We start from the raw sequence: 24001 nt of genomic DNA, 5'->3' as shown, positions 1-24001 counted from the left end.
GGGCCATGTCTGTTGATACCAAAAGCCGCCGCTTTGAAATGGTGGCCGTCATAGAAATTCGCGTAGGCGATGAGCATGTCAGGCACGACTTCGGAAGGCGCGTGACAATGGCTCATGCGCGCGCGTGGGCGCGGCATTATTTGGACGTATTCACCGGCGAGCCAAGTTCGTTTTCAGCAAATGAGCCAGCGCAAGGATCGGGACAATGAGCGGCAACCTGTGCAGCGTGTGTCGAGGCGCTGGCAATGTCGGCGTTTATCCGAACCTTTGGCGCTGCTGGCCCTGCGGTGGAGCAGGCGTCAAAGTGCAACACGGCCCCGCACTATTCACCCGCCGAAAGGACACCAGCCATGCCGATTGAGCCGAGCGAGAGGGCACGGGATGCCAGAATCACACGCCAGAACAGCGCGTGAACAAGGCTGATTTGTAGAAATGCATGTAGAAACGAATGTGGAAATGCGCTGCGCGTCTCCACGAAAAACCCTTATATAACAAGGGTTCGAATGGTGAGTCCAGCTGGGTTCGAACCAGCGACCTACTGATTAAAAGTCAGTTGCTCTACCGACTGAGCTATGGACCCCCGAAGCGGTGGAGGTTGCCCTAAAGGCGGCGGGGCGGATGGTCAACTCTTTGGCGCGGCTTTTTGTAACCGTGCATGCAGATGGCGGACAGTGATCGCCAGATGCGGGTCGCGCCAGTCGGGGGCGACGGCGAGCAGCGGCGTCAGCACGAAGGCGCGGGTGCGATAGGCGGCATGGGGAATGGTCAGCGTCCGGCTGCGCCATTGGCCGCCCGACCAGAGGATGATGTCGATATCGACGCTGCGTGCGCCCCAGCGGCGATAGCGGCGGCGGCCCAGCCGGTTTTCGATATCCTGAAGAAAGGCCAGCATCGCGGGCGGCGACAGCGTGCTTTCGACCAGGATCGCGCCATTGGCGAAGCGGCGCGCCGATGGGCCGAGCGGGGGCGTGGAGAGCGTGGGCGATAGGCGCAGCAGCCGCACCTGTGCGCCGATCAGCGCTATGGCCTCCGTCAGTAGTCGCGCGGGCGTGCGCCGCGCGGACAGCGGCCGGTTCGACCCCAGCGCCAGCGCATAGAGATGGGGCGCGTCTATCGAACCGCGTCCCTGGCCTGCGCCTTCATCTGCGCATAGGCGGGCTCGCGCGCGTCGATGGGCAGCGATAGTAGGTAATGCAGGGCATCCTTATAGGTCAGAAAGGGGCGATCGTCCGCCATGACCGGGACGGTCCGCCCATTATACAGCCGCTTCAGCAGCCGCTTTTGCGGCCGGCTGAGGTCGTCGGGCTGGTCGATCGCATCTTGGGTGTCGGCCGCGTCCATTCAGATATCCTGCGCGATCCGGCCATATAACTCCGGCCGTCGATCGCGGAAGAAGCCCATGCCCGCGCGATGGGTGCGCGCCTTGGCCAGGTCCAAAGTCGCGACCAGCGCGCCCTGGTCCTTCGCGTCGGCTTCGGCGGCGAAATCGCCCCATTCGTCGGTGATGAAGCTGTGGCCGTAGAAAAGCTGGCCGTCCTCGTCGCCGATGCGGTTGGCGGCGATCACGGGCATGCAGTTGCTGACCGCATGGCCGATCATCGCCCGGCGCCACATGCGGCTGGTGTCCAGTTCCGTATCATAGGGTTCGGAGCCGATCGCGGTGGGATAGAATAGCATTTCCGCCCCCATCAACGCCATGCAGCGCGCCGTTTCGGGATACCATTGGTCCCAGCATATGCCCACGCCAATGGTGCCATATTTGGTCGGCCACACCTTGAACCCCGTATTGCCGGGGCGGAAATAATATTTTTCCTCATAGCCCGGCCCGTCGGGAATGTGGCTCTTGCGATAGACGCCCATGATCTCGCCCGCGTCATCGATCATGGCGAGCGAGTTGTAATGATGATGGCCGTCGCGCTCAAAAAAGCTGGTCGGGATATAGACGCTCAGTTCCTTGGCCAGCTTGCGCATTTCCTGCACAGCCGGATGCGTATCGGTCGGCTGGGCGTTGGCGAACAGGGCCTCGTCCTCAACGCGGCAGAAATACGGCCCCTCGAACAGTTCGGGCGGCAGGATGATCTTCGCGCCGCGCATCGCGGCCTTGCGCACATGGTCCGCGACCTTGGCGATATTCTCGCCCATATCGTCGGAAAAGCTGAGCTGAAGCGCGGCTACGGTTACTTTGGTCATGTCTGTCCCTGAACCTATCAGACGGATGGCATCTGCTGGCTGCAACAGTGGAAGCTGCCGCCGCCCGACAATATGGCGTCGCTTCGCAGCCCGACAATATCCCGGCCCGGAAAGAAGGGGCGCAGGGCGTCGAGCGCGGCCTGATCGTTGGGCTGGCCATAGATGGGCACGATGACGGCGGCATTGCCGACATAGAAATTCATGTAGCTGGCCGGGATCGCCTCCCCATCCACCAGCACCAGGCCGGGGGAGGGGATGTCCACCACCTCAACGCCATGCGCCTGCGCGCGGGCGCGGGCGTCGGCATAGAGGGCGGCGTTGGGATCGTCGTGGGTGGTTGCGATCGGCAGGGCCAGCTTGCCGGGCGCGACGAAGCGGGCGAGATTGTCGACATGGCCGTCGGTATGATCGTTGAGCAAGCCGTCGCCCAGCCACAGCATGTCGGACAGGCCCAGCGACCCCGCCAGCAGCGTCTCGATCTTGCCCCGGTCCAGGTCGGGGTTGCGATTGGGGTTCAGCAGGCATTGCTCGGTCGTCACGAACAGGCCGGTGCCGTCGGTGTCGATCGCCCCGCCTTCGAACACCCAATGCTGGGTCGATACCGGCATATCGGTGGTCGCGGCCAGCCGCGCGCCGATATCCTCGTCGCCCGGCATCTGATATTTGCCGCCCCAGCCGTTGAAGCCGAAATCGACCAGCGCCCGGCCTCCTGCGCCGTTCAGCACCGCGATCGGCGCGGTGTCGCGCAGCCAGACGTCGCCCAGATGCTGGACAACGATCGAGACACCTGATGCGACCAGAGCGCGAGCGACGAGCGCATCGGCTTCATTGGCGACGACCAGCCGCACCTCCTCACCCTTGCCATCGGCATGCAGCGCGCTGGCAAACGCGGCGATCTGCGCGCGCGCGTCTTCGAACGCGCCGGGCCATTCGGCGGGATTGGTCGGAAAGCCGATCCAGGTCCAGTCGTGCGGCGCCCATTCGGCGGGCATACGGAAAGTCATGGCTTTTATCCTTGCTCGGCGGGGTGCCGATCCGTGATAGCGGGGTTTGCGCGCGCTCCATAGCGTGCCGGATGGCGTGTGGACAGAGGGCGAAGGCCATGAAGAGACAAGTTTCGATCATCGGCGCGGCGCTGCTGCTGGCGCTGCCTGCCATTAGCAACGCGGGTGAATTGCCCGACTGGCTGACCGGTGAATGGCTGCAACAGCGCGACGATCGCTGGACCGAGGCGGTGTGGACCCTGCCGCGCGGCGGCACGATGATCGGCGTCGGGCGGACCGGGCGCGGGGAAACGCTGCGGTCGTGGGAGGTGATGCGCATCGTGCGCGGGGCTGACGGATCGCTGAGCCTCCATGCCGCGCCCGAAGATGGCCCCGCAACTCTATTCCCGGTCGTGGAGCAAGGCGTTCGCGACATCGTGTTCGCCAACCAGAACCATGATTATCCCCAGCGCATCCGTTACTGGCGGGAGGGCCGGCTGCTGATGGCTGAAACCGCCAGGATGGACGGCAGCCAGGCGCAGAACTGGACCTATACGCCGGCGGGGGAGTGATGCATCGAGCCCTAGATGAGCGTGCTCCCGCGCAGGCGGGAGCGCAGTCCAGACGGTAGAAGTGGGCTCCCGCCTGCGCGGGAGCACGGTAGCCCCTTATTGCCCCGCCCGATCCTTGTCGCGAATAGCGCGGAATTCGTCGCCGTCGACCCAATTGGGCCAGTCGGTCGTGGTCGCCAGATCACGGCCCACCGCATAATAGAGTTTCAGGTCGGCCAGCACCCCGGTCCAATCCCAATTGACGTCATATTCGTCCTTGGGGCCATGATAGCGGTTCTTGGTATAATCCTCCGCGGCGGCGAGCCCCGCCGCGGTGCCGCCCTTCACCAGATCCTCGCCACCCTCGAAATAGAGCATCGGCACGCCGTGTTTGGCGAAGCTGAAATGGTCGGAACGATAGTAGAAGCCCTTTTCAGGCGTCGGTTCCAGCGTCGATACCCGGCCCTGCGCCGCCAGTGCCCGATCCAGATAGGTGTCGAGCTGCGACTTGCCCTTGCCGATCACCACGACATTTTTCGCAAGGCCCGCGACGCTCAAGGCATCCATGTTTACGCCGCCCACCGTCTTGGCGAAGGGGAAGACGGGGTTGTTGCCATAATAGGCCGACCCCAGCAGTCCTGATTCCTCGGCCGTCACCGCCAGGAACACCTGGCTGCGGTCGGTCGGCCCGGCCTGCACATTGGCCTGCGCCAGCGCAACCAGCGCCGCGGTGCCGGTGGCATTGTCGACCGCGCCGTTGCAGATGTCGTCGCCGTCGGGCGCTGCCTGGCATCGGCCCAGATGGTCCCAATGCGCGCTGTAGAGCACATATTCGTCCGCCCGCGTCTTGCCGGGCAGCAGCGCCACGACATTTTTGGACATATGTTTGCGCAGGTCGTTGTCGAACGAGACGTTGGCCTTCACGCCAGCCAGCGGCACCGCCTTGAAGCCCGGCTTCTTGGCCGCGGCCATCTGCGCGTCGAGGTTAAGGCCCGCGCTGGCGAACAGGGCGGCGGCCTTGTCCTTCTGAATCCAGCCGATGGCCCGGCTCTGGTCGGCATTGCCGTTGGCGCTGTCGGCGACATGCTGCGCCCCGGTCCAGCTTGATTGCACGACGTTCCAGCCATAGGCGGCCGGCACCGTGTCATGCACGATGATCGCGGCGGCCGCGCCCTGCCGCGCGGCTTCCTCATATTTATAGGTCCAGCGGCCATAATAGGTCATCGCCCGGCCGTTGAACGGGCCGGTCAGCCCCTGCGTCTCATAATCGGGGTCGTTGACCAGGATAACGACCGTCTTGCCCTTCACATCCAGGCCGGCATAGTCGTTCCAGCCCTTTTCCGGCGCGTTGATGCCATAGCCCACGAACACCACCGGGCTGTCCTTGATCGCGATTCTGGGCTGGGTGGTGCGATAGGTGCCGATGACCATCTCCGGGCCATAGGCGGCGGTGACGGCGCTCTTGCCGCCGGTAAAGCTGAGCGGCGAAACATTCTTCGCATTGATCTCGACCAGCGGCACATCCTGGAACCAACTGCCCTTGTTGCCCGGTTGCAGGCCCAGCTTGCCAAATTCGGCAGCAAGTAGCGCCAGCGTCTTTTCCTCGCCGGCTGATCCGGGCGCACGGCCTTCATAGGCGTCGGACGACAGTTCTTGCACCAGTCGCTTCATCGTGTCGATAGACGGCTCTGCGGCGGCAGTGGCGGGCGGCGTCGCGGATGCCGCGGCAGGCGGGGTATCGGCACCGTCGGTCGTGCAGGCCGACAGGGCAAGGACGGCGGCGATCGCCGCGATGGAGCTACGCATGGGGATACCCTCTGTTTTACGATTGGGCAGGTGATGCCACCGTGCAGAGGGTCGCGCAAGAATGTTGCGCCAAAAGAAAAAGGGCGGCTCCTTTCCAGGACCGCCCTTCTTTGTAACTCTGCTCGAAAAACCGATTAGCGCGAATAGAATTCGACGACCAGGTTCGGTTCCATCTTCACCGGGTAAGGCACTTCGTCCAGCGTCGGCACGCGGACATAGCTGACCTTGGCGGCGCCGTCGGGAGCGACATAGTCGGGGATGTCACGCTCGGGCAGGCTCTGTGCTTCCAGAACCAGCGCCATTTCCTGCGCCTTCTTGCCCAAGGTGATTTCGTCGCCCGGCTTCACCAGACGCGACGCGATGTTGCACTTCACGCCGTTCACATAGATGTGGCCGTGCGACACGATCTGACGGGCCGAGAAGATGGTCGGTGCGAACTTGGCGCGATAGACGACGGCGTCCAGGCGACGCTCCAGCAGGCCGATCAGGTTTTGGCCGGTGTCGCCCTTCATGCGGCTCGCCTCGAAATAGTTCTTCTTGAACTGCTTCTCGGTGATGTCGCCATAATAGCCCTTGAGCTTCTGCTTGGCGCGCAGCTGGATGCCGTAGTCGGACATCTTGCCCTTACGGCGCTGACCGTGCTGACCGGGACCATATTCGCGCTTGTTGACAGGCGACTTGGGACGGCCCCAGATATTCTCGCCCATGCGACGGTCGAGCTTATACTTGGCGCTGGTGCGCTTCGTCATGGTAATTCCTTATCAATTGCTTTTACGTTTGTTCACCCTCCTGATCCGAAAACCGGTTCCCACTTTTCGGGGAGGGTGAATGTTTTCCCGGTATCGCCTACGTCCGTTTTGCGTTGAAACGCTCAGGGGCAGGGCCACCGCTTCACCGGGATGCGGAGCCAATTGCGAAGGCGCGCCTATGACCAGAACAGGCCGACGTGTCAAGTCTCGACACGATGGCGGCGGCAGCTTAGGTCCGCGGGCATGACTCCCGAACATTATTCCACCATGGCGCAGGTGCGCGCCGGCGTCGACAATCTCGACCGGCAGATCGTCGCCCTGCTGGCGCAACGCTTCGCCCATATGCGCGCCGCCGCCCGGATCAAGCCCGATCGCAGCGCGGTGCGGGACGAAGCGCGCAAGGCGGAGGTGATCGCCAACGCCTGCGCCGAGGCGGAGGCGCTGGGGGTGCCGTGCGACCTGATCGCGGGCATGTGGGAGGAACTGGTCGAAGCGTCGATCGCCTATGAAATGGCGGAGTTCGACCGGATACGGGAATAAAATCCACATCCGTTCGGTTCGAGCCTGTCGAGAACCATGTGCTGCGTTCTCGACAGGCTCGAACCGAACGGAGACTGGGTTCAGCGCTCCCGCGGCCGCGCCAGATGTGACAGCACGCCGCGCAGCGTCCGCACCTCCAGATGGTTCCAGCCCGGCTTGGTCAGCAGGTTGCGCAGCGTCAGCCGGGTGGCGCCGGCGCGATCGGGCGGGAAGAAATAGCCCACCTTCACCAGCAACGCATCCAACTGCTCGATCATCCCCTCCAACTCCGCCTGCGGCGCGGGTTCGCCCAGGTCGGTGATGGTGGGCTGCGCAAGGTTCGCCTGCTTGGACCATTCATAGGCGCACAGGATGACCGCCTGCGCCAGGTTCAACGAACCGAATTCCGGGTTAATGGGGACGGTCAATATTTTGCGGGCGAGGGCGACGTCCTCGGTCTCCAGTCCCGACCGTTCCGGCCCGAAAATATAGGCGCAACGGCCCTGCGCGGCGTGGATTTCGCGGGCGGCTTCCTCCGGCGTGACGACCGGCTTGGTGACGCCGCGCTTGCGCACCGTGGTCGCATAGACATGGGCGCAGTCCGCGACCGCTTCGGCCAGCGTCTCATAAACCTGCGCCTGATCCAGAATGAAGTCCGCGCCCGCCGCTGATGGCCCGGCATCGGGATTGGGCCAGCCGTCGCGCGGCGTCACCAGCCGCATTTCGGTCAGCCCGAAATTCAGCATGGCCCGCGCGGCCTTCCCGATATTCTCGCCCAGTTGAGGGCGGACCAGGACGATGACGGGGGAGGGGGTGGTGCTGTTATCAGTCATTTTACTACCGTTCGTCCTGAGTAGGGGCTGAGCCTGTCGAAGCCCCGTATCGAAGGATTTGCGCGCCGCTTGCCGAATGGCATCCCAATCACCGGCGATCAAAACTTCCTTCTTTTTTCGTGACCATCCCTTGATCTGTTGCTCGGCGGAAAGCGCCTCATCCCGCGAACTAAATTCCTGGCTCCAGACCAACATCACGGGGCGACGGCTCTGGGTATATCCCGCAATCTCGCCAGCCTGGTGCTGCGCGATGCGTTGTTCCAGATTATCGGTGTGGCCTAGATAATAGCTGCTGTCCGCGCATCGCAGCATATATGTGTAAAACGTCATTGCGCGGTCCTTCGATACGCCATTTCGACTTCGCTCAATGGCTACTCAGGACGAACGGAGTTGGAAAGCGCTCGAACTGAACGGAGGTTGGGATGGTCGCTTATCATCCCCTCACTCCCGCCCGACTTCCTTCACCGTCCCTGCAAATTCCTCGAAATCCTTGGCGTCGGTGAAGTCCTTATAGACGCTGGCGAAGCGGATATAGGCGACGCTGTCGAGACGCTTCAAACCCTCCATCACCATTTCGCCGATCGCGCGGGCGGGGACTTCGCTGTCGCCGCTGGTTTCCAACTGACGCTGGATGCCGGAGATCAGTTTTTCCAGGCGGCTGGGGTCGATCGGCCGCTTGCGGCAGGCGATGCCGATCGAGCGGGCCAGCTTGTCGCGCTCGAACGCTTCCTTGCGCCCTTCGCTCTTCACGACCCAGATGTCGCGCAACTGGATGCGCTCGAACGTGGTGAAGCGCGCGGCGCAGGCTTCGCACTGGCGACGGCGGCGAATGGCGGCGCCATCCTCCGTCGGCCGGCTATCCTTCACCTGGCTGTCTTCATGGGCGCAGAAGGGGCAGCGCATGGGATTATATCACTCCGTTCGGGCTGAGCCTGTCGAAGCCGTCGCCTGAGCGAAGCGAAGGTACTTCACTTCGTTCAGTGAAGCCCTTCGACTTCGCTCAGGGCGAACGGGTGTGGGTCAATAAATCGGGAACCGGCTCGTCAGGCCCAGCACCTTCTCGCGGACATGCTGCTCGACCTGGCCATCGCCCTCGTCGCCGTTGCGCTTGAGGCCTTCCACGACCTCGGCGATCAGGCGGCCGATTTCGCGGAATTCTTCCTCCCGGAAGCCGCGGGTCGTCCCGGCCGGCGTGCCCAACCGAACACCCGATGTGACGAACGGGCTGGCCGTGTCGAAGGGCACATTATTCTTGTTGCAGGTGATAAAGGCGCGATCGAGCGCCTTTTCCGCCGCCTTGCCGGTGGTGTTCTTGGCGCGCAGGTCGACCAGCATCAAATGATTGTCGGTGCCGCCCGACACGATCGACAGGCCAGCATCGGCCAGCGTTTCAGCCAGCGCCTTGGCGTTGGCGACGATTTGGTGCGCGTAAGCCTTGAACTCCGGCGTCAGCGCTTCCTTGAACGCCACCGCTTTGGCCGCAATGATGTGCATCAGCGGGCCACCCTGGAGACCGGGGAAGATCGCGCTGTTGAATTTCTTGGCCAACGCCTCGTCATTGCACAGGATGATGCCCGACCGGGGACCGCGCAGCGACTTGTGGGTCGTGGTCGTGGTGACATGGGCGTGGGGCACGGGCGAAGGATGCGCGCCGCCGGCGACCAAGCCGGAGAAGTGCGACATATCGGCCAGCAGATAGGCGCCCACTTCGTCGGCAATCTCGCGGAAACGCTTGAAATCCCACACGCGCGAATAGGCGGTGCCGCCGCAGATGATGAGTTTGGGCTTGCTCTCCCGCGCGATGCGGGCGACTTCGTCCATGTCGATCCGATGATCGTCGGGGCGCACGCCATACGCCACCGGCTTGAACCACTTGCCGCTCATATTGACCGGCGACCCATGGGTCAGGTGGCCGCCCGACGATAGGTCGAGGCCCATGAAGGTGTCGCCCGGCTGCAGCAGCGCCAGGAACACGGCCTGGTTCATCTGGCTGCCGCTATTGGGCTGGACGTTGGCGAAGTTCGCGCCGAACAGTTCTTTCGCGCGCTCGATCGCCAGCGTTTCCACGACGTCGGCATATTCGCAACCGCCATAATAGCGCTTGCCCGGATAGCCTTCGGCATATTTGTTGGTGAAGATCGAGCCGGCCGCTTCCAGCACGGCCTTGGACGCTATGTTTTCCGACGCGATCAGTTCGATCTTGTCCTGCTGGCGCTTCAACTCATGTTCGATCGCGCCGAAGATGTCCGGGTCCGCGCGGCTAAGGCTTTCGCTGAAGAAGCCGTCCTGGCGGATGGCGGGGGCGAGGGTGTCGGTGCTCATCGAAACTTCCTTTCAGAGCGCGGGCTGGGAGAGCTTTTCGACACGGCCGGCATGGCGGCCGCCGCCGAAATCGGTGGTGAGGAAAGCGGTGACGCAGGCCTTGGCCATATCCACGCCGGTCAGGCGCGCGCCCATGGCCAGGACATTGGCGTCATTATGTTCGCGCGACAGCGCGGCCGACAGCGGTTCGCCCACCAGCGCGCAGCGGCAGGCCGGGTTGCGGTTGACCGCGATCGATATGCCGATGCCGGAGCCGCACAGCGCAATGCCCCGCTCCGCCGCGCCGGATGCGACCGTTGACGCGAGTTTGTAACCATAATCGGGATAATCGACGCGATCGGCGGTCGCGGGGCCAAGGTCCGTGACATCATGCCCTTCGTCGCGCAGCCATTGCGCAAGTTCCGCCTTCAGGTCGATGGCGGCATGATCGGATGCGATGGCGATCCGCATGGGCGTTCCTTGCATGGGTTAAAAAGGTGATTCGGAGATCAGCGTCTCTCTAGTGAAGCTGGTGCGGTTTGGCCACGGCATCTTGGTGTAGTGGAAGAAGTCTGAACGCAAGGGCAGCTTTTGATGTTGAGCCGTGTCCGATAAGCGGGCGTCATGCATATACCGTCCACGCCACGCATACTGGGTCTTCTGGGACTGCTGCCCCAGTTGATCGCAGTCCTGTTGATAGCAGCGGGCGATATGGAATGGCGTTTCGCAGCGCTTGCGATGGCCTATTTCTATGCCGCGACCATCCTGTCCTTTCTAGGTGGTCTATGGTGGGGTTTGATAGCGAAAGATGATCGCGCGCCGGGCTGGATCTATGCGGCGGCGGTGGTTCCGCAGCTGCTGGCCTTTGCTTCGGCCTGGCCATGGGCGATTGGCGCGGCGTGGCCGGGGCCGTCGATGACGGTTCTGGGGATTGCGCTGATCGCGTCGCTGACGGTCGATCGCCGACTGGCACGGCTAGGCTTGACGCCGAGCTGGTGGCTTATGTTGCGAACCCCGTTGTCGATTGGGCTTGGCGGGCTGACCCTGATTGGTGCATGGCTTGCCGGACCATGACCGATCTTGTTCTTTCTATTCTTATGCTCGCCGGGATGCTGCTGACCGGCGCGGGGCTTTACGCGCTTATCAAGCGGCGGGACCGCAAGCGCGGGATACTGATGATCCTTGCAGGGTTGGTGATGTTCGGTAATGTCGCGATTAGCGCGATGCCGGGGCCGGACCTGCCGCCGCTGGAGCAGCGTTGACATGGGCCGCCGGTGGTTGCTCGCCCCGCTGACAATCTGTTGCGGCCTGATCGCGCCCTTGGCCGTCGCCGCGACGCCGCCACCGCCCGCCGTTGCGCCCGCTCCGGCGCAGATACGCGGCCTGTCCTGCACGGCTGATGATCGGTCGGTCCGGGACATCGTGATAGACTTCACCGCGGGGCGATGGCGCGAAGGCGGCCAGCGCTGGAACAAGATCGCTGCGCAGGACGATGCGACGATCACGCTCGTTCAGCAGGGCGGCGGCATAATCAGCGGCCTGTTCAGCGACACCCGGCGGCTGGAGCGGCTGGACCGATCGACGCTGGTGCTGTCCACCGAACTGCACACCGGCCTGATCGACGAAGTGCGCTCCTATCGCTGCAAGATCGTTGCGCCCTTCGATGCGAAGCGCCAGATTTAGCCGACTTCACTACCGTCACCCCAGCGAAGGCTGGGGTCTCAGGCGATGGGGCGCTACATGTGGGTAAGTGCTCTTTTCGACCGCTGCATGCTCCCGCACGAGACCCCAGCCTTCGCTCGGGTGACGGAATTTTTTTTCGACTTTTTCCGTCAAGCCTAACCCAAAACCAACCTGTCCGCTTCTTACCTTCCTCCCCCATAAAGCCCAAAAAAAAGGCCGCCTCGCAGGCGGCCTTTATCGTTCGTCCGGCACCCAATCCTCAGCGGATCGGCGAATCCGGGGACAGGCGCATGTCGAGATAATTGTCGACCGACTTCATCAGCTGGTCGAGTTCATGCTCGAAAAAATGGTTCGCGCCACGGATTTCGTCGTGGTGGATGGTGATGCCCTTTTGCGTACGGAGCTTGTCGACCAGCTTCTGCACCGCGCTGGCGGTCACTACTTCGTCCGACGTCCCCTGCACGATGATGCCCGAAGAGGGGCAGGGCGCGAGGAAGGAGAAGTCGTACATATTGGCGGGCGGCGCGACCGAGATGAAGCCGCGGATTTCCGGGCGGCGCATCAGCAATTGCATGCCGATCCAGGCGCCGAAGGAGAAGCCTGCGATCCAGGTGGTCTGCGCTTCGGGATGGAAGCTCTGCACCCAGTCGAGCGCGGCGGCCGCGTCGGACAGTTCGCCGATGCCATTGTCGAACGTGCCCTGGCTGCGGCCCACGCCACGGAAGTTGAAGCGCAACACCGCAAAGCCGCGCTTGACGAAGGTCTTGTAGAGCGCCTGGGTGATGCGGTCGTTCATCGTCCCGCCGCCCTGGGGATGAGGATGCAGGATCATGGCGACCGGCGCGCGCGGGCGGGGTGGGGGGCTGAAACGGCCTTCGAGGCGACCTTCGGGTCCGGTGAAAATGACGTCGGGCATGGCACCTGTTATCGTTCTGGGCCGTCCTGCCCAGATGGACGGACGGCGAATGGATGCGGATCGCACAGACAGTCGCATAGGCAAATGCTATTGCTGGCGCTGCGCGGCAGACCGCCTATATAGATGCCGCCGCCATTTCCGCAATCAATGAGTAACGCCGCTTGGCCGCCGACCGCCTTTATCTCGATCATGCCGCCACCACGCCGATGCTGCCTGCCGCGCAGGCCGCTATGGTGGGGGCGATGGCCGGCTGGGCGAACCCGTCCAGCCCCCATGCCGACGGCCGTGCCGCCCGCGCCATGCTGGAGGAGGCGCGCGCCCGCATCGTGGCGGCACTGGGCTGGAGCGGTCATGTCATCTTCACCTCCGGCGCGAGCGAAGCGATCGCCATCGGCCTGCTGCGCGCGAAGGCCGGGCGGGTCGTCACCTCGCCGGTGGAGCATGATGCGGTGCTGCGCGTGACAAAGGGCGCCGCGCGGCTGGCGGTGGATCAGAGCGGAATAGTGCAAACTCCCGTTCGCCCTGAGCTTGTCGAAGCCCCGTCCTCTGAGCTAACGAATCTTGGTACGATTATCGCCATCCAGCATGTCAACAATGAAACCGGCGTAATCCAGCCGCTTGGACAGATCGCGCGCGATGGCGCGGTCCTGTTCGCCGATTGCGCCCAGAGCGCCGGCAAACTCCCTCTGCCGGACGCGGACATGATCGCGATCAGCGCGCATAAATTTGGCGGCCCGCCCGGCATCGGGGCGCTGCTGCTGCGTGATCTGGCGCTGATCGAGCCGAGCGGCGGACAGGAACAGGGCTATCGCGCGGGGACCGAAAATCTGCCCGCCATCCTGGCCATGGCGGCGGCGCTGGAGGCGCGGGAGGACTGGCTGCCCCGCGCTGCCGCCCTGCGCGCCCGACTGAACGCGGGGATCGAGGCGGCTGGCGGGGTCATCGTCGCGCGCGACGCCCCCCGAATCCCGACCATCGCCAGCTACTGGATGCCCGGTTTATCCGCGCGCGCCCAGCTGATCCAGTTCGACATGGCGGGCATTTCCGTCTCCGCGGGGAGCGCCTGTTCCTCCGGCTCGCTCAAGACCAGCCATGTGCTGGGCGCAATGGGCTGGGATGAGGCGGCTGCTTCGGAAGTCGTCCGCGTCAGCTTCGGCCCGCAGACGTGCGACAGCGACCTGGACAGGTTCCTCGCCGCATGGACCGCCATGGCGCAGCGAGCACGCCGATGATCTATCTGGATTATCAGGCGACAACGCCGCTTGCGCCCGAAGCCTTCGACGCCATGGTGCCGCTGCTGCGCGACCAGTTCGCCAACCCGCACAGCGCCCATCGCCTGGGCCGCGCCGCCGCCGCCCAGGTGGAGGTGGCGCGCGACGCCGTCGCCCGGCTGCTGCCCCCCGGCGGCCAATTGCTCTTCACCTCCGGCGCCACCGAAGCGCTCAACATCGCGATCCAGGGCGCGCCGCCGGGCGGCATCGTCACCATCGCGACGGAACATGCCGCGGTGCTGGACACGGCAGACGCGATGGGCCGGGCGGGGCGGGACGTGACCGTCCTGCCGGTGGGCGCGGATGGCCTGGTTGATCTGGAGGCTGCCGCCCGCGTCATCGTTCCAGGTGTCGCACTCGTCGTCGCGATGCTGGTGAATAACGAGATCGGCGTGATCCAGCCGGTCGCCGCGCTCGCCGACCTGGCGCACAGTGCCGGCGCGCTGTTCCTGTGCGACGCGGTGCAGGGCTATGGCCGCGTCCCTATTCCGCCGGCCTGCGACATGATCGCGATCAGTGCGCACAAGATCCACGGTCCCAAGGGCGTCGGCGCGCTGTGGCTGCGCGATGGCGTGCGGCCCGCGCCGCTGATCCATGGCGGCGGGCAGGAGGGGGGCTTACGCTCCGGCACGCTGTCGCCCGCGCTGTGCGCCGGTTTCGGCGTCGCGGCGCGACTGATGCGCGAGCGGGCAGGCAGCGACCGCGCCCATGTCGAAAGCCTTGCCGCGCTGGCCCGCACATTCTTTGCCGACTGGACGCTCAACGGGTCCGACACCCACCGCTATCCCGGCAATCTCAACCTGCGCCGCAACGGGATCGATCGCGCGCGGCTGTTGTCGGATTGCCGCAATGTTGCTTTTTCGCTCGGTAGCGCTTGCGCAAGCGGGTCCGGGCGGCCTAGCCATGTGCTGCGCGCACTGGGGCTGTCAGATGGTCATGCGCGCGCATCGGTGCGGATCGGCTTTGGCCGTTACACAAGCCGGGATGAAATGGAGAGGGCTGCGATATTATTGAATGAGGCGGCAGCCGCACAAGCGGCGCCGTAAAAGGGAGCGCACGAATTAGCATGACCAGGGTCACCTTCATCAGCGCCGATGGCGAGAGACGACAGGAGGTTGACGCGCCCACAGGATCGGTGCTGCTCGATATCGCCCAGGCCGCCGGCCAGCCGTTGGAGGGCACATGCGAGGGGCAGATGGCCTGCTCCACCTGTCACGTCGTTGTCGATGCCGATGATTTCGCGCGCCTGCCGCGCGCCAGCGAGGATGAGGAGGATATGCTCGACCTTGCCGCCGCCGCCACCCGCACCAGCCGCCTGTCCTGCCAGATCATCCTGGACGGCAGGATGGACCGGCTGACCGTCCGTATTCCCGGCGAGTTCAACAATATGCAGGGCATGTGACCGTGAAGATTTTGACTGCTCTGGCGACGCTGGCTCTGCTGGCGGCCCCCTCGATCGCCGCTGACAAGAAGAAGGCGCCCGCCAAAGCGCCCGAACCGACTGGGCGTCTCGATTCGCTGCTGCCGGCCGCGCCGCGCTATCTGGTGCCGCAATCGGCGCTGACGTCGGTGCGCAATCCGGCCGAGATCGAGAAGGAAGTGGGAGGGCGGTTGGGCGTCGCGCTGGTCGATCGGAGCGGCGCGCTGCTGCTCGGTTTCAACCGTGACGAGCGGTTCGCGATGTGCTCCACTTTCAAGGCGCCGCTGGCCGCCGCCGTGCTGATCGGCGCGGAAGGCGGCAAATTCGGGCTGGAGGGTGAAATCCCCTTCAGCGGCGACGACATCCTCGATTACGCCCCGGTGGTGAAGAAGAACAAGAAGCGTGGTCGCATGAGCATGGGCGAACTGGCCCAGGCCGCGGTCGAGGTGAGCGACAACAGCGCTGCCAACCTGCTGCTGCCGATGCTGGGCGGGCCGGAGGGGCTGACGTCCTTCATGCGCGCCCATGGCGATACGGTGACGCGGCTAGACCGCAACGAGCCGACGTTGAATGAAAATGCGGAGGGCGATCCACGCGACACCACCACGCCAGCGGCCATGGCCGGCCTGATGGGCCGCCTCTTCTTCCGCGACATGAAGCCGGAGAGCGTCGACAAGCTGCGCAGCTGGTTCAACGCCAGCAGCACCGGCGACAAGAGGATCAAGGCGGGCCTGCCACAAGGCTGGACGTCGGGCAGCAAAACCGGGACATGCGGCACCGCCTATAATGACGTGGCGCTGGTGAAAGCGCCTAATGGCGACGAATATATCCTTGCCATCTATCTCGACCGGCCAAGCGTGGACGCGAAGAAAGCCGAAGCCGCGATCGCCGAAACCGCCCGCGCCGCGCTCGATTTCGTGGGCAAGGCGCAGAAGAGCGGGCTGGAATAGAAATACAGGTAGGATTGTGCCCTTGCCATCCTACTCCCCTTTCGCCATATGCCGCGCCGGGAGTCGGGCGGACGTGATCGTCGCGAACCTGGTCAGGTCCTGACGGAAGCAGCCACAGTGATTTCGTCACGGGTCGTTCCGGCTCCCACCCTTTCAAGCAGCATCCTGCTTCGACAATAGCCACCCGAACGGCTAGACCACATTCATGTCCGATTCCCCGCAGCCCTATCGCGTCCTGGCGCGCAAATATCGACCGCGCAGCTTCCGCGAACTGATCGGGCAGGATGCTATGGTCCAGACGCTGGGCAACGCGATCAAGCGCGGCCGGCTGGCCCACGCTTTCCTGATGACTGGCGTGCGCGGGGTAGGGAAAACCTCCACCGCGCGACTGATCGCCAAGGCGCTGAATTGCATCGGCCCGGACGGGCAGGGCGGCCCGACCATCGATCCGTGCGGCGTCTGTGAACCCTGTGTCGCCATTGCCGAAGGCCGCCATATTGACGTGGTCGAAATGGACGCCGCCAGCCATACCGGCGTGGACGATGTGCGCGAGATTATCGAGGCGGTGCGCTATGCCGCGGTGTCGGCGCGCTATAAAATCTACATCATCGACGAAGTCCATATGCTCTCCAAAAACGCCTTCAACGCGCTGTTGAAGACGCTGGAGGAGCCGCCCGCCCATGTGAAATTCCTGTTCGCCACGACCGAGGTGAACAAGGTGCCGGTAACGGTGCTGTCGCGCTGCCAGCGCTTCGACCTGCGCAGAATCCCCGCCGAACTGCTTGCCGCCCATTTCGCTCATGTGGTGGAGGCCGAAAGCGTCGCGGCCGAACCCGATGCGCTGGCGTTGATCGCACAGGCCGCCGAGGGGTCTGCGCGCGACGGCCTGTCCATTCTCGACCAGGCGATCGCCCATGCCGAGATGGGGGAAGGCGCGCCGATGGTCACCGCCGCGCAGGTCCGCGACATGCTGGGCCTGTCCGATCGCGGATCGGTGCGGCGCTTGCTGGGTCTGCTCTTGGAGGGCGATACCGGCGCGCTGCTGGGCGCGGTGCGCGACCAATATGCACTGGGCGTCGAACCGCTGGCGCTGATGCGCGGCCTGCTGGAACTGGTCCATGCCGTCACCCTCATGAAGGCGGGCCGCGACATCGCCAGCCCCGGCCAGTCGGCCGAGGAGCGGGAGGCGCTGGCCGACTGGGCCTCGCAACTGGGCTTCGCGCCGCTCCATCGGCTGTGGCAATTGCTGCTCAAGGGACATGATGAGGTGGCCAGTGCCATCCTGCCGATTGAAAGCTGCGAAATGGCGCTGCTGCGCGTCATGCACGCCGCGACCATGCCCGACCCGGGCGAACTCGCGCGGCTGCTGCGCGACGGCGCGCCTGTCCCAGGCGTGGCTGTCGGCAGTGCGGCCAATCTATCGCCGCAACAACCCGCCGCCGCGTTGCCCACGCGTCTGGAAGACATCATCACGCTGGTCGAGCCGCTCAAGGCGTCTCTCGCCAATCACCTGCACGATTGCGCGGCATTGGTCGCGCTCAATCCGCCGGAGATTGCAATCCGGCTGACCAATCCCTGGCCATTCGGTGATTTCAAACGCGACCTGGAGCAGACGCTCGCCGCCGCCACGCCTGGCACAAAATGGACGGTGCAGTTGGCGCAGTCCGGCGGCGACCCTACCTTGCTGGAACAGCATCACGCAGCGCAGGTCGGCGCGCGGGCGCAAATATTGGAAACCCCGGTGGTCAAGGCGGCGATGGCCGCGTTCCCCGATGCCGAGCTGGATGACAGGCTCGAACAATGGAGTGCAGGACAATGAAGGACTTGAACGAAATCCTGGGCATGGCGAGCCGTGTGCAGGAGGAATTGCAGCGCGCGCAGGACAATCTGGACAAGCTGGAGGTCGAGGGCGCGGCAGGCGGCGGCCTGGTCAAGGTGCGCGCATCGGCCAAGGGCCGCATATTGGGCGTGTCGATCGACGACACGTTGATGGCCCCGTCGGAAAAGCCGATCCTGGAAGACCTTATCACCGCGGCGTTCAACGATGCGCGCAAGAAGGCGGACGAGATCAGCAATGCCGAAATGGGCAAGATGACCGCTGGCCTGCCGCTGCCCCCCGGCTTCAAACTGCCGTTCTGATGGCAGGGGCGATGGATCGATAACGTCCGGTTCATCGTTTCATCATTATGACAGCTCGCAATTGATTGCTGCGACGGGCATCCCCATAAAGGCGATGAACCGTAGGAGAGGGTCGCTTCATTCGGCCCCGGAGATTGAATGACTGTGCAATATCCCCTTCTGCCGCTGCGCGACATCGTCGTCTTCCCGCAGATGATCGTCCCGCTCTTCGTCGGCCGTGACAAGAGCGTCGCCGCATTGGAAGCGGCGATGGAAGGCTCGAAGGAAATCTTCCTCGTGTCGCAACTCGACCCGGCAGAGGATGATCCGGGCCGGGATTCGCTCTATGACACCGGCGTCGTCGCGGTCGTGCTGCAACTGCTCAAGCTGCCCGACGGCACCGTTCGCGTGCTGGTGGAGGGCAAGCATCGCGCCCAGCTGGAATCGATGGAAGCGCGCGACACCTATCTGGCCGCCAATGTCGATGATGTCGAAGAGATTGTCGCGGAAGGCCCCGAAGCCTCCGCCTTGATGCGCTCGGTCGCCGAACAGTTCGAGAATTACGCAAAACTCAACAAGAAACTGCCGGCCGAAACGCCGGTGCAACTGCGTGAGATCGAGGATGCCGGCCGCCTGGCCGACGCCGTGTCCGCCAACATCAACGTCAAGGTGTCCGACAAGCAGTCGCTGCTGGTCGAGGCCGATCCGGTCAAGCGCCTGGAGATGGTCTTCGCCTTCATGGAAGGCGAACTGGGTGTGCTCCAGGTCGAAAAGAAGATCCGCGGCCGCGTGAAGCGCCAGATGGAAAAGACCCAGCGCGAATATTATCTGAACGAGCAGTTGAAGGCGATCCAGCGCGAGTTGGGCAATGGCGAGGGTGAGGAAGGCGACGAACTCGCCGAACTGACCGAGAAGATCGCCAAGACCAAGCTCAGCAAGGAAGCCCGGTCCAAGGCCACTGCGGAGTTGAAGAAGCTCAAGGGCATGCAGCCCATGTCGGCCGAAGCGACGGTCGTGCGCAACTATCTCGACGTGCTGCTGGGCCTGCCCTGGGGCAAGAAGGGCAAGGTCAAGAACGACCTCAAGCGAGCGCAGGATGTCCTGGACGAGGATCATTTCGCGCTCGACAAGGTCAAGGACCGGATCATCGAATATCTGGCGGTGCAGGCGCGGACCAACAAGCTGAAGGGGCCGATCCTGTGCCTCGTCGGCCCGCCGGGCGTGGGCAAGACCTCGCTTGGCCGGTCGATCGCCAAGGCGACCGGGCGCGAATTTGTGCGCCAGTCGCTGGGCGGCGTGCGCGACGAGGCCGAAATTCGCGGCCACCGCCGCACCTATATCGGGTCGCTGCCGGGCAAGATCGTCACCAACCTTAAGAAGGCGGGAACGATGAATCCGCTGTTCCTGCTGGATGAGATCGACAAGCTGGGCCAGGATTTTCGCGGTGATCCGGCGTCCGCGCTGCTCGAAGTGCTGGACCCCGAACAGAATAGCAAGTTCCAGGACCATTATCTGGAGATCGACGTCGATCTTTCGGACATCATGTTCGTGACGACCGCCAACTCTCTGAATTTGCCGCAGCCTTTGCTCGATCGCATGGAGATCATCCGGCTCGAAGGCTATACCGAGGACGAGAAGGTCGAGATCGCCCAACGCCATCTGATCGCCAAGCAGATCGACGCCCACGGCCTCAAGGGCGACGAGTTCGTGGTGACGGAGGACGCGGTGCGCGACCTGATCCGCTACTATACCCGCGAAGCCGGCGTCCGCACGCTGGAGCGCGAGGTTGCGCGTCTCGCCCGCAAGGCGCTGCGCAAGATCCTGGAAGGCGCCTATGCCAAGGTCGTCATCACGCCCGACAATCTGGCCGACTATGCCGGCGTGCGCAAATTCCGCCACGGCATGGGCGAGGAAGAGGATCAGATCGGCGCGGTGACCGGCCTGGCCTGGACCGAGGTCGGCGGCGAATTGCTGACGATCGAAGCGGTGACCGTGCCCGGCAAGGGTCTCATCAAGACCACCGGCAAGCTGGGAGAGGTCATGAACGAATCGATCCAGGCGGCCTTCTCTTATGTGCGGGCGCGCTCACCGGGTTATGGCATCAAGCCGAGCGTCTTCAACCGCAAGGACATCCATATCCATCTGCCCGAAGGCGCTGTGCCCAAGGATGGCCCGTCCGCCGGCATCGGCATGGTGACCTGCATCGTGTCCACACTGACCGGGATTCCCGTGCATAAGGATGTGGCGATGACCGGCGAGGTCACGTTGCGCGGGCGCGTGCTGCCGATCGGCGGTCTTAAGGAAAAGCTGCTGGCGGCTTTGCGCGGCGGCATCAAGACCGTGCTGATCCCGCAGGAAAATGAGAAAGACCTAGCGGAAATTCCCGCCAACATCCGCGACGGGCTGGAAATCGTGCCTGTCAGCCATGTGGACGAGGTGCTGGCGCGTGCGCTGGCTTCAGCGCCCGAAGCGATCGCCTGGACCGAAGAGGACGACCTCGCCGCCCAGCCGACCAACGCGCCGGGCCGTGACAGCGACCCCGCGCTGCGGCATTAAGTCAAGCCGAAACCGGCGGATAGCCGTCGGTTTCGGCATATTTTGCACAGGCGGACGCAATTTTCGAGCGGAGCGAAGGGCTTTGTCGCTTTCCCTTTGACAGGCGCAGAAATCCGCGCCTTATTGCGCCGCCTACGCCGCGATTCCTAAATCAACCAACACACAAGGGGGTTCCCAAGGCATGAACAAGCAGGATTTGATCAGCGCCGTCGCCGAAAGCAGCGGCCTTAGCAAGAATGACGCGACGAAGGCTGTGGAAGGCGTGTTCGACGCCATCACCGGCGCTCTGAAGAAGGGCGACGAAGTGCGCCTGGTCGGCTTCGGCACCTTCTCGGTTTCGCAGCGCAAGGCATCGACCGGCCGCAATCCGCGCACTGGCGAAACCATGACGATCAAGGCTTCGACGCAGCCGAAGTTCAAGGCCGGCAAGGGCCTGAAGGATTCGGTCAACTGACGGACGTGGCGCCTGCCGCCTGGCGGGCGCCCACCGTTTGATGACCGACCGGCATCGCGGCCGGAACGTTTTCAGGAGAGTGATGCGGCGACAGGAAGGTGACCTTCCACGACGCAAGATGCCGACAGGCAAGGGACGAAGAGGCGCCATGCCTTTTTGTCCCTTTCTTTTTGCCCGATCGGCCTCGACCCGTTCGCCCGCCAGCGATAGGAAGGGCGCATGACGGGACGCGCGGGCAGGACGATCGGGATCATAAGCGGGCTGGCGTTTCTGTCGGCCTGCGCCGGGGGCGACTATCGTCCGGTGCGCGATACGCCGGTGAAGGTCGGCCCGCCCTATACGGTGCGCGGCGCCACTTATGTTCCGGCGGTCGATCCGGCCTATGACATGCTGGGCTATGCCAGCTGGTACGGATCGGAATCGGGCAATCGCACCGCTAATGGCGAACGCTTTCGCGCCAAATGGATCACCGCCGCCCATACCACCCTGCCGCTGCCCAGCTATGTCGAGGTGACGGCGCTCGACACCGGCCGGACCATCCTGGTCCGCGTCAACGATCGCGGGCCTTTTGCCGGGCGCGGCCGGGTGATCGACCTGTCGCGCGGCGCGGCGGAGGAACTGGGCATCCGCGCGCTAGGCCATGCAGCGGTTCGCGTCCGCTTTGTCGATCCGTCGGAAAAGGACCGGGAACGACTGCGCAAGGGCAAGCCCGCATCGGATCGCCCACAGGTGCCGGAACGGACGCTGGTGCGGTTGCGCGATCAGATGCGCGCTGCCGGCCTGTGAAGGGCGGGAAAAATCCTGATCGGCATTTGTCTGCTTGACGGCCGGTAATGGGCCGCATATGTGGCCCTTCTCTCAGGGGGCAACCCCTTGTGGCGGTTGTAGCTCAGTTGGTTAGAGCGCCGGTTTGTGGTACCGGAGGTCGCGGGTTCGGATCCCGTCAATCGCCCCATTCTCTGATATTCCCCCTGATCCGAAGGGGTGCCGTCTCGCTCAGGGACAGCCACGGTTTTTGCATCGTCGCACCTTTAAAAGCGGTTCCCACTTGTCCGCGCGATGCTCTATAGCGCGCCCATGACCGATACGCGCGACCAGGGGCTGACCCTCAATCCCAAATATGACGATCATGGCCTGATTACCGCGGTCGTGACTGACGCGGCGACAGGCGAGGTGCTGATGGTGGCGCATATGAATGGGCAGGCGCTGGCGCTGACGGTCGAAACCGGCCTGGCCCATTTCTGGTCGCGCAGCCGCCAGGCGCTGTGGAAGAAGGGCGAGACGTCCGGCCACATGCTCGAAGTGCGCGATATCCGCATCGATTGCGATCAGGACGCGGTCTGGGTCAAAGCGATCCCGGCCGGTCCCACCTGCCATACCGGGGCGCGCTCCTGCTTCTTCCGCCGGGTCGGGCGCGATGGCCTGACGCCAGTTGCTGAGCCTGTCGCTGACGCGGTCGATCTGTCCATCGATGCCGCGGGCTAGCCTCGCGCTGCTTCTGCTGCTGGCGGCATGCCAGCGCGCGCCCACGGCGGCCGACGCCGCATCGGAGCCGGGCGGCGCGTCAGCGTCCGGCCTGGAGCGCGCGGCGATCGAAACTGGCGCGATTACCGATACGGGCAAGACCTCGCCCGTCGGTCTCTATCAGCGCAGCCATGAAGCCGGGCGCGACCTGCTGTGCGTCATGCCGGCCAAGGATGCCGCCTTTCGCTTCGGATTGCAGGCCAATTTCGGCGAGGACCAGAGCTGTCGCGGACAGGGGACGGCGCGGCGCGCAGGCGACAAGCTGATCCTCAGCTTCAAGGGTGGCGACCGGTGCATCATGGTGGCCCAATATGATGGCGATCAGGTGGCGCTGCCCGGCGTGGTCGACATGGCCTGCGCGGATCTGTGCGAGGGGCGCGGCACGCTGGAGGGGGTCAGCTTCCCCCGCATCGCCAGCGACGCCGCCACCGCCCTGCGCGCGCGCGACAGCGACGACAAGGCGCTCTGTGAGGGGTGAGGCCTTAGTGCCCGATATACCGCCCCGGCCGATGATTGACAATCAGCACCGCGTTGATCGCAGCGGCGGACAGGATCGACAGGCCGAACCGCTCCACACTGAGCAAAGGCAGTGACGCCAGCAGGATCGCGATGTCGCACAGCATCTGCGTCCGTCCCGCGTTCCAGCCGCGCGACCGTTGCAGGATCAGCGCGATGACGCCCACGCCACCCACGCCCGCGCCGTGGCGGGCGATCGCCAATATGCCAAAGCCTATGATCGACCCGCCGAACAGCGCGGCGAAAAAGGGGCTGATCCGCGCGATCTGCACCGCCGCGGGCATGGCCAGCCCGACAGCCATGATCGCGACATTGGCGAACAGCGTTTTCAGGCCAAATGCCACCCCCATCGCCCGTCCGGCGAAGAGGAAAAAGGGGATGTTGATAAGCAGGAACAGGGTCGCAGGCGACCAGTGGAACAGATAGGATAGCAGCAGCGCGATGCCCGCCATCCCGCCCGTCACCAGATTGGCGGCCTTCAGCATCATCAGCCCCAGCGCGATGAAGGCGCAGCCGATGGAGATGGCATAGCCGTCCTCGGCCAGACTATGGGGACGGGGCGAGGGGGTGCTGATGGTCATGCGGGCAAGGTTCTTGGGGTCATGCCCGGCCATCCTCCTGCCCATCATCTGGTCTCGTTTCTGCTTATGCGCCGCTGATA

28 protein-coding genes, 2 tRNA genes, 1 other RNA gene and 1 pseudogene are annotated in these 24001 nt (G+C 64.1%); 19 read left to right on the top strand and 13 right to left on the bottom strand.

Going from position 1 to position 24001, the window contains the following annotated elements; all coding sequences use genetic code 11:
• Positions 1-5: 5 nt before the first annotated feature.
• Complete coding sequence (locus tag CEQ44_RS24055) at positions 6-209, top strand: hypothetical protein (RefSeq protein WP_140419314.1); 204 nt, start codon at positions 6-8, stop codon at positions 207-209.
• A 295-nt stretch (positions 210-504) separates the two neighbouring features.
• Here the strand turns inward: CEQ44_RS24055 and CEQ44_RS15170 are convergent.
• The 5 genes and pseudogenes from CEQ44_RS15170 to CEQ44_RS15150 form a co-directional block, all read right to left on the bottom strand.
• Positions 505-580: transfer RNA gene (locus CEQ44_RS15170), tRNA-Lys, on the bottom strand.
• Positions 581-600: 20 nt separating this feature from the next.
• Positions 601-1114: pseudogene (gene folK / locus CEQ44_RS15165) on the bottom strand (2-amino-4-hydroxy-6-hydroxymethyldihydropteridine diphosphokinase).
• On the bottom strand, positions 1111-1341 hold the full coding sequence (locus CEQ44_RS15160) for a hypothetical protein (protein WP_088183632.1): 231 nt from the start codon (positions 1339-1341) through the stop codon (positions 1111-1113). The pseudogene folK and the gene CEQ44_RS15160 overlap by 4 nt, the downstream one beginning before the upstream one ends.
• Complete coding sequence (aguB, locus tag CEQ44_RS15155; protein ID WP_088183634.1) at positions 1342-2190, bottom strand: N-carbamoylputrescine amidase; 849 nt, start codon at positions 2188-2190, stop codon at positions 1342-1344. It lies immediately after the preceding gene.
• Between the two features lie 17 nt (positions 2191-2207).
• On the bottom strand, positions 2208-3194 hold the full coding sequence (locus CEQ44_RS15150) for an agmatine deiminase family protein (RefSeq protein ID WP_088183635.1): 987 nt from the start codon (positions 3192-3194) through the stop codon (positions 2208-2210).
• 98 nt (positions 3195-3292) lie between these two features.
• Between CEQ44_RS15150 and CEQ44_RS15145 the strand changes: the two genes are divergently transcribed.
• Positions 3293-3745 (top strand): DUF6265 family protein, encoded by a 453-nt coding sequence (locus CEQ44_RS15145; protein WP_088183637.1) that lies wholly within the window; start codon positions 3293-3295, stop codon positions 3743-3745.
• A 96-nt stretch (positions 3746-3841) separates the two neighbouring features.
• On the opposite strand, the gene CEQ44_RS15140 is transcribed toward CEQ44_RS15145, so the two are convergent.
• Together CEQ44_RS15140 and rpsD are read right to left on the bottom strand one after the other, a co-directional pair.
• Positions 3842-5530: a M28 family peptidase gene (locus tag CEQ44_RS15140; protein WP_088183639.1), complete on the bottom strand. Its 1689-nt coding sequence runs from the start codon at positions 5528-5530 to the stop codon at positions 3842-3844.
• A 134-nt stretch (positions 5531-5664) separates the two neighbouring features.
• Positions 5665-6279 carry a 30S ribosomal protein S4 gene (gene rpsD / locus CEQ44_RS15135; RefSeq protein ID WP_088183640.1) on the bottom strand — a complete coding sequence of 205 codons (615 nt, stop codon included), beginning with the start codon at positions 6277-6279 and terminating at the stop codon, positions 5665-5667.
• Positions 6280-6522: 243 nt separating this feature from the next.
• On the opposite strand from rpsD, the gene CEQ44_RS15130 reads away from it, so the two are divergent.
• Positions 6523-6819: a chorismate mutase gene (locus CEQ44_RS15130; RefSeq protein WP_088183642.1), complete on the top strand. Its 297-nt coding sequence runs from the start codon at positions 6523-6525 to the stop codon at positions 6817-6819.
• A gap of 80 nt (positions 6820-6899) precedes the next feature.
• Here CEQ44_RS15130 and CEQ44_RS15125 read toward each other — a convergent pair whose 3' ends face one another.
• From CEQ44_RS15125 to rpiB, 4 genes are all read right to left on the bottom strand, one after another.
• Positions 6900-7961 (bottom strand): TrmJ/YjtD family RNA methyltransferase, encoded by a 1062-nt coding sequence (locus tag CEQ44_RS15125; protein WP_088183644.1) that lies wholly within the window; start codon positions 7959-7961, stop codon positions 6900-6902.
• Positions 7962-8072: 111 nt separating this feature from the next.
• Positions 8073-8534, bottom strand: a complete 462-nt coding sequence (gene nrdR / locus CEQ44_RS15120) for a transcriptional regulator NrdR (RefSeq protein ID WP_088183646.1) — start codon at positions 8532-8534, stop codon at positions 8073-8075.
• Positions 8535-8651: 117 nt separating this feature from the next.
• The gene (gene glyA / locus CEQ44_RS15115; RefSeq protein ID WP_088183648.1) at positions 8652-9953 is read right to left on the bottom strand and encodes a serine hydroxymethyltransferase; all 1302 of its coding nucleotides are present in this window, start codon (positions 9951-9953) and stop codon (positions 8652-8654) included.
• Positions 9954-9965: 12 nt separating this feature from the next.
• The gene (gene rpiB / locus CEQ44_RS15110) at positions 9966-10403 is read right to left on the bottom strand and encodes a ribose 5-phosphate isomerase B (RefSeq protein ID WP_088183650.1); all 438 of its coding nucleotides are present in this window, start codon (positions 10401-10403) and stop codon (positions 9966-9968) included.
• Between the two features lie 153 nt (positions 10404-10556).
• Here rpiB and CEQ44_RS15105 point away from each other — a divergent pair, with 153 nt between their 5' ends.
• The 3 genes from CEQ44_RS15105 to CEQ44_RS15095 are packed head-to-tail and all read left to right on the top strand — an operon-like array spanning position 10557 to position 11615.
• The gene (locus CEQ44_RS15105; RefSeq protein ID WP_088183652.1) at positions 10557-11006 is read left to right on the top strand and encodes a DUF3429 domain-containing protein; all 450 of its coding nucleotides are present in this window, start codon (positions 10557-10559) and stop codon (positions 11004-11006) included.
• Complete coding sequence (locus CEQ44_RS15100; RefSeq protein WP_088183654.1) at positions 11003-11194, top strand: hypothetical protein; 192 nt, start codon at positions 11003-11005, stop codon at positions 11192-11194. The genes CEQ44_RS15105 and CEQ44_RS15100 overlap by 4 nt, the downstream gene beginning before the upstream one ends.
• Position 11195: 1 nt before the next feature.
• Positions 11196-11615 (top strand): hypothetical protein, encoded by a 420-nt coding sequence (locus CEQ44_RS15095; RefSeq protein ID WP_088183656.1) that lies wholly within the window; start codon positions 11196-11198, stop codon positions 11613-11615.
• A 259-nt stretch (positions 11616-11874) separates the two neighbouring features.
• On the opposite strand, the gene CEQ44_RS15090 is transcribed toward CEQ44_RS15095, so the two are convergent.
• Positions 11875-12531 (bottom strand): alpha/beta hydrolase, encoded by a 657-nt coding sequence (locus CEQ44_RS15090; RefSeq protein ID WP_017184627.1) that lies wholly within the window; start codon positions 12529-12531, stop codon positions 11875-11877.
• 161 nt (positions 12532-12692) lie between these two features.
• Between CEQ44_RS15090 and CEQ44_RS15085 the strand changes: the two genes are divergently transcribed.
• From CEQ44_RS15085 to CEQ44_RS15025, 13 genes are all read left to right on the top strand, one after another.
• The gene (locus CEQ44_RS15085) at positions 12693-13763 is read left to right on the top strand and encodes a cysteine desulfurase family protein (RefSeq protein ID WP_088190032.1); all 1071 of its coding nucleotides are present in this window, start codon (positions 12693-12695) and stop codon (positions 13761-13763) included.
• Positions 13730-14848 carry a cysteine desulfurase family protein gene (locus CEQ44_RS15080; RefSeq protein ID WP_088185297.1) on the top strand — a complete coding sequence of 373 codons (1119 nt, stop codon included), beginning with the start codon at positions 13730-13732 and terminating at the stop codon, positions 14846-14848. Before CEQ44_RS15085 ends, CEQ44_RS15080 begins: the two co-directional genes overlap by 34 nt.
• 20 nt (positions 14849-14868) lie before the next feature.
• Complete coding sequence (locus CEQ44_RS15075) at positions 14869-15204, top strand: 2Fe-2S iron-sulfur cluster-binding protein (protein WP_088185296.1); 336 nt, start codon at positions 14869-14871, stop codon at positions 15202-15204.
• Between the two features lie 2 nt (positions 15205-15206).
• The gene (blaSGM, locus tag CEQ44_RS15070) at positions 15207-16172 is read left to right on the top strand and encodes an SGM family class A beta-lactamase (protein WP_088185295.1); all 966 of its coding nucleotides are present in this window, start codon (positions 15207-15209) and stop codon (positions 16170-16172) included.
• A 55-nt stretch (positions 16173-16227) separates the two neighbouring features.
• Positions 16228-16325, top strand: an RNA gene (gene ffs / locus CEQ44_RS15065) — signal recognition particle sRNA small type.
• A gap of 52 nt (positions 16326-16377) precedes the next feature.
• The gene (locus CEQ44_RS15060) at positions 16378-17991 is read left to right on the top strand and encodes a DNA polymerase III subunit gamma/tau (RefSeq protein ID WP_088185294.1); all 1614 of its coding nucleotides are present in this window, start codon (positions 16378-16380) and stop codon (positions 17989-17991) included.
• Entirely contained in the window at positions 17988-18311 is a 324-nt protein-coding gene (locus CEQ44_RS15055) for a YbaB/EbfC family nucleoid-associated protein (RefSeq protein WP_088185293.1), read from the top strand. Before CEQ44_RS15060 ends, CEQ44_RS15055 begins: the two co-directional genes overlap by 4 nt.
• A gap of 138 nt (positions 18312-18449) precedes the next feature.
• Positions 18450-20846 carry an endopeptidase La gene (gene lon, locus CEQ44_RS15050; protein WP_088185292.1) on the top strand — a complete coding sequence of 799 codons (2397 nt, stop codon included), beginning with the start codon at positions 18450-18452 and terminating at the stop codon, positions 20844-20846.
• A 181-nt stretch (positions 20847-21027) separates the two neighbouring features.
• Complete coding sequence (locus tag CEQ44_RS15045) at positions 21028-21300, top strand: HU family DNA-binding protein (protein WP_088185291.1); 273 nt, start codon at positions 21028-21030, stop codon at positions 21298-21300.
• A 219-nt stretch (positions 21301-21519) separates the two neighbouring features.
• On the top strand, positions 21520-22086 hold the full coding sequence (locus CEQ44_RS15040; RefSeq protein ID WP_088185290.1) for a septal ring lytic transglycosylase RlpA family protein: 567 nt from the start codon (positions 21520-21522) through the stop codon (positions 22084-22086).
• Between the two features lie 92 nt (positions 22087-22178).
• Positions 22179-22255, top strand: a tRNA-His gene (locus CEQ44_RS15035).
• 122 nt (positions 22256-22377) lie between these two features.
• Entirely contained in the window at positions 22378-22785 is a 408-nt protein-coding gene (gene hisI, locus CEQ44_RS15030) for a phosphoribosyl-AMP cyclohydrolase (RefSeq protein ID WP_088185302.1), read from the top strand.
• Positions 22772-23302, top strand: a complete 531-nt coding sequence (locus tag CEQ44_RS15025) for a hypothetical protein (protein WP_088185289.1) — start codon at positions 22772-22774, stop codon at positions 23300-23302. Before hisI ends, CEQ44_RS15025 begins: the two co-directional genes overlap by 14 nt.
• A gap of 4 nt (positions 23303-23306) precedes the next feature.
• On the opposite strand, the gene CEQ44_RS15020 is transcribed toward CEQ44_RS15025, so the two are convergent.
• Entirely contained in the window at positions 23307-23954 is a 648-nt protein-coding gene (locus tag CEQ44_RS15020; protein WP_373443272.1) for a YitT family protein, read from the bottom strand.
• Positions 23955-24001 lie beyond the last annotated feature (47 nt).

Source organism: Sphingobium sp. Z007, from assembly GCF_900013425.1.
Classification (GTDB): Bacteria; Pseudomonadota; Alphaproteobacteria; order Sphingomonadales; family Sphingomonadaceae; genus Sphingobium.
This window is presented reverse-complemented; position numbering and strand designations above follow the sequence as displayed.

What these genes read in the sequence shown, in the direction of transcription:
- CEQ44_RS24055 (WP_140419314.1), top strand. Translation starts at nt 6, where the DNA reads ATGTCTGTTGATACCAAAAGCCGCCGCTTTGAAATGGTGGCCGTCATA.
- CEQ44_RS15160 (WP_088183632.1), bottom strand. Translation starts at nt 1,341, where the DNA reads ATGGACGCGGCCGACACCCAAGATGCGATCGACCAGCCCGACGACCTC.
- aguB (WP_088183634.1), bottom strand. Translation starts at nt 2,190, where the DNA reads ATGACCAAAGTAACCGTAGCCGCGCTTCAGCTCAGCTTTTCCGACGAT.
- CEQ44_RS15150 (WP_088183635.1), bottom strand. Translation starts at nt 3,194, where the DNA reads ATGACTTTCCGTATGCCCGCCGAATGGGCGCCGCACGACTGGACCTGG.
- CEQ44_RS15145 (WP_088183637.1), top strand. Translation starts at nt 3,293, where the DNA reads ATGAAGAGACAAGTTTCGATCATCGGCGCGGCGCTGCTGCTGGCGCTG.
- CEQ44_RS15140 (WP_088183639.1), bottom strand. Translation starts at nt 5,530, where the DNA reads ATGCGTAGCTCCATCGCGGCGATCGCCGCCGTCCTTGCCCTGTCGGCC.
- rpsD (WP_088183640.1), bottom strand. Translation starts at nt 6,279, where the DNA reads ATGACGAAGCGCACCAGCGCCAAGTATAAGCTCGACCGTCGCATGGGC.
- CEQ44_RS15130 (WP_088183642.1), top strand. Translation starts at nt 6,523, where the DNA reads ATGACTCCCGAACATTATTCCACCATGGCGCAGGTGCGCGCCGGCGTC.
- CEQ44_RS15125 (WP_088183644.1), bottom strand. Translation starts at nt 7,961, where the DNA reads ATGACGTTTTACACATATATGCTGCGATGCGCGGACAGCAGCTATTAT.
- nrdR (WP_088183646.1), bottom strand. Translation starts at nt 8,534, where the DNA reads ATGCGCTGCCCCTTCTGCGCCCATGAAGACAGCCAGGTGAAGGATAGC.
- glyA (WP_088183648.1), bottom strand. Translation starts at nt 9,953, where the DNA reads ATGAGCACCGACACCCTCGCCCCCGCCATCCGCCAGGACGGCTTCTTC.
- rpiB (WP_088183650.1), bottom strand. Translation starts at nt 10,403, where the DNA reads ATGCGGATCGCCATCGCATCCGATCATGCCGCCATCGACCTGAAGGCG.
- CEQ44_RS15105 (WP_088183652.1), top strand. Translation starts at nt 10,557, where the DNA reads ATGCATATACCGTCCACGCCACGCATACTGGGTCTTCTGGGACTGCTG.
- CEQ44_RS15100 (WP_088183654.1), top strand. Translation starts at nt 11,003, where the DNA reads ATGACCGATCTTGTTCTTTCTATTCTTATGCTCGCCGGGATGCTGCTG.
- CEQ44_RS15095 (WP_088183656.1), top strand. Translation starts at nt 11,196, where the DNA reads ATGGGCCGCCGGTGGTTGCTCGCCCCGCTGACAATCTGTTGCGGCCTG.
- CEQ44_RS15090 (WP_017184627.1), bottom strand. Translation starts at nt 12,531, where the DNA reads ATGCCCGACGTCATTTTCACCGGACCCGAAGGTCGCCTCGAAGGCCGT.
- CEQ44_RS15080 (WP_088185297.1), top strand. Translation starts at nt 13,730, where the DNA reads ATGGACCGCCATGGCGCAGCGAGCACGCCGATGATCTATCTGGATTAT.
- CEQ44_RS15075 (WP_088185296.1), top strand. Translation starts at nt 14,869, where the DNA reads ATGACCAGGGTCACCTTCATCAGCGCCGATGGCGAGAGACGACAGGAG.
- CEQ44_RS15060 (WP_088185294.1), top strand. Translation starts at nt 16,378, where the DNA reads ATGTCCGATTCCCCGCAGCCCTATCGCGTCCTGGCGCGCAAATATCGA.
- CEQ44_RS15055 (WP_088185293.1), top strand. Translation starts at nt 17,988, where the DNA reads ATGAAGGACTTGAACGAAATCCTGGGCATGGCGAGCCGTGTGCAGGAG.
- lon (WP_088185292.1), top strand. Translation starts at nt 18,450, where the DNA reads ATGACTGTGCAATATCCCCTTCTGCCGCTGCGCGACATCGTCGTCTTC.
- CEQ44_RS15045 (WP_088185291.1), top strand. Translation starts at nt 21,028, where the DNA reads ATGAACAAGCAGGATTTGATCAGCGCCGTCGCCGAAAGCAGCGGCCTT.
- CEQ44_RS15040 (WP_088185290.1), top strand. Translation starts at nt 21,520, where the DNA reads ATGACGGGACGCGCGGGCAGGACGATCGGGATCATAAGCGGGCTGGCG.
- hisI (WP_088185302.1), top strand. Translation starts at nt 22,378, where the DNA reads ATGACCGATACGCGCGACCAGGGGCTGACCCTCAATCCCAAATATGAC.
- CEQ44_RS15025 (WP_088185289.1), top strand. Translation starts at nt 22,772, where the DNA reads ATGCCGCGGGCTAGCCTCGCGCTGCTTCTGCTGCTGGCGGCATGCCAG.
- CEQ44_RS15020 (WP_373443272.1), bottom strand. Translation starts at nt 23,954, where the DNA reads ATGGCCGGGCATGACCCCAAGAACCTTGCCCGCATGACCATCAGCACC.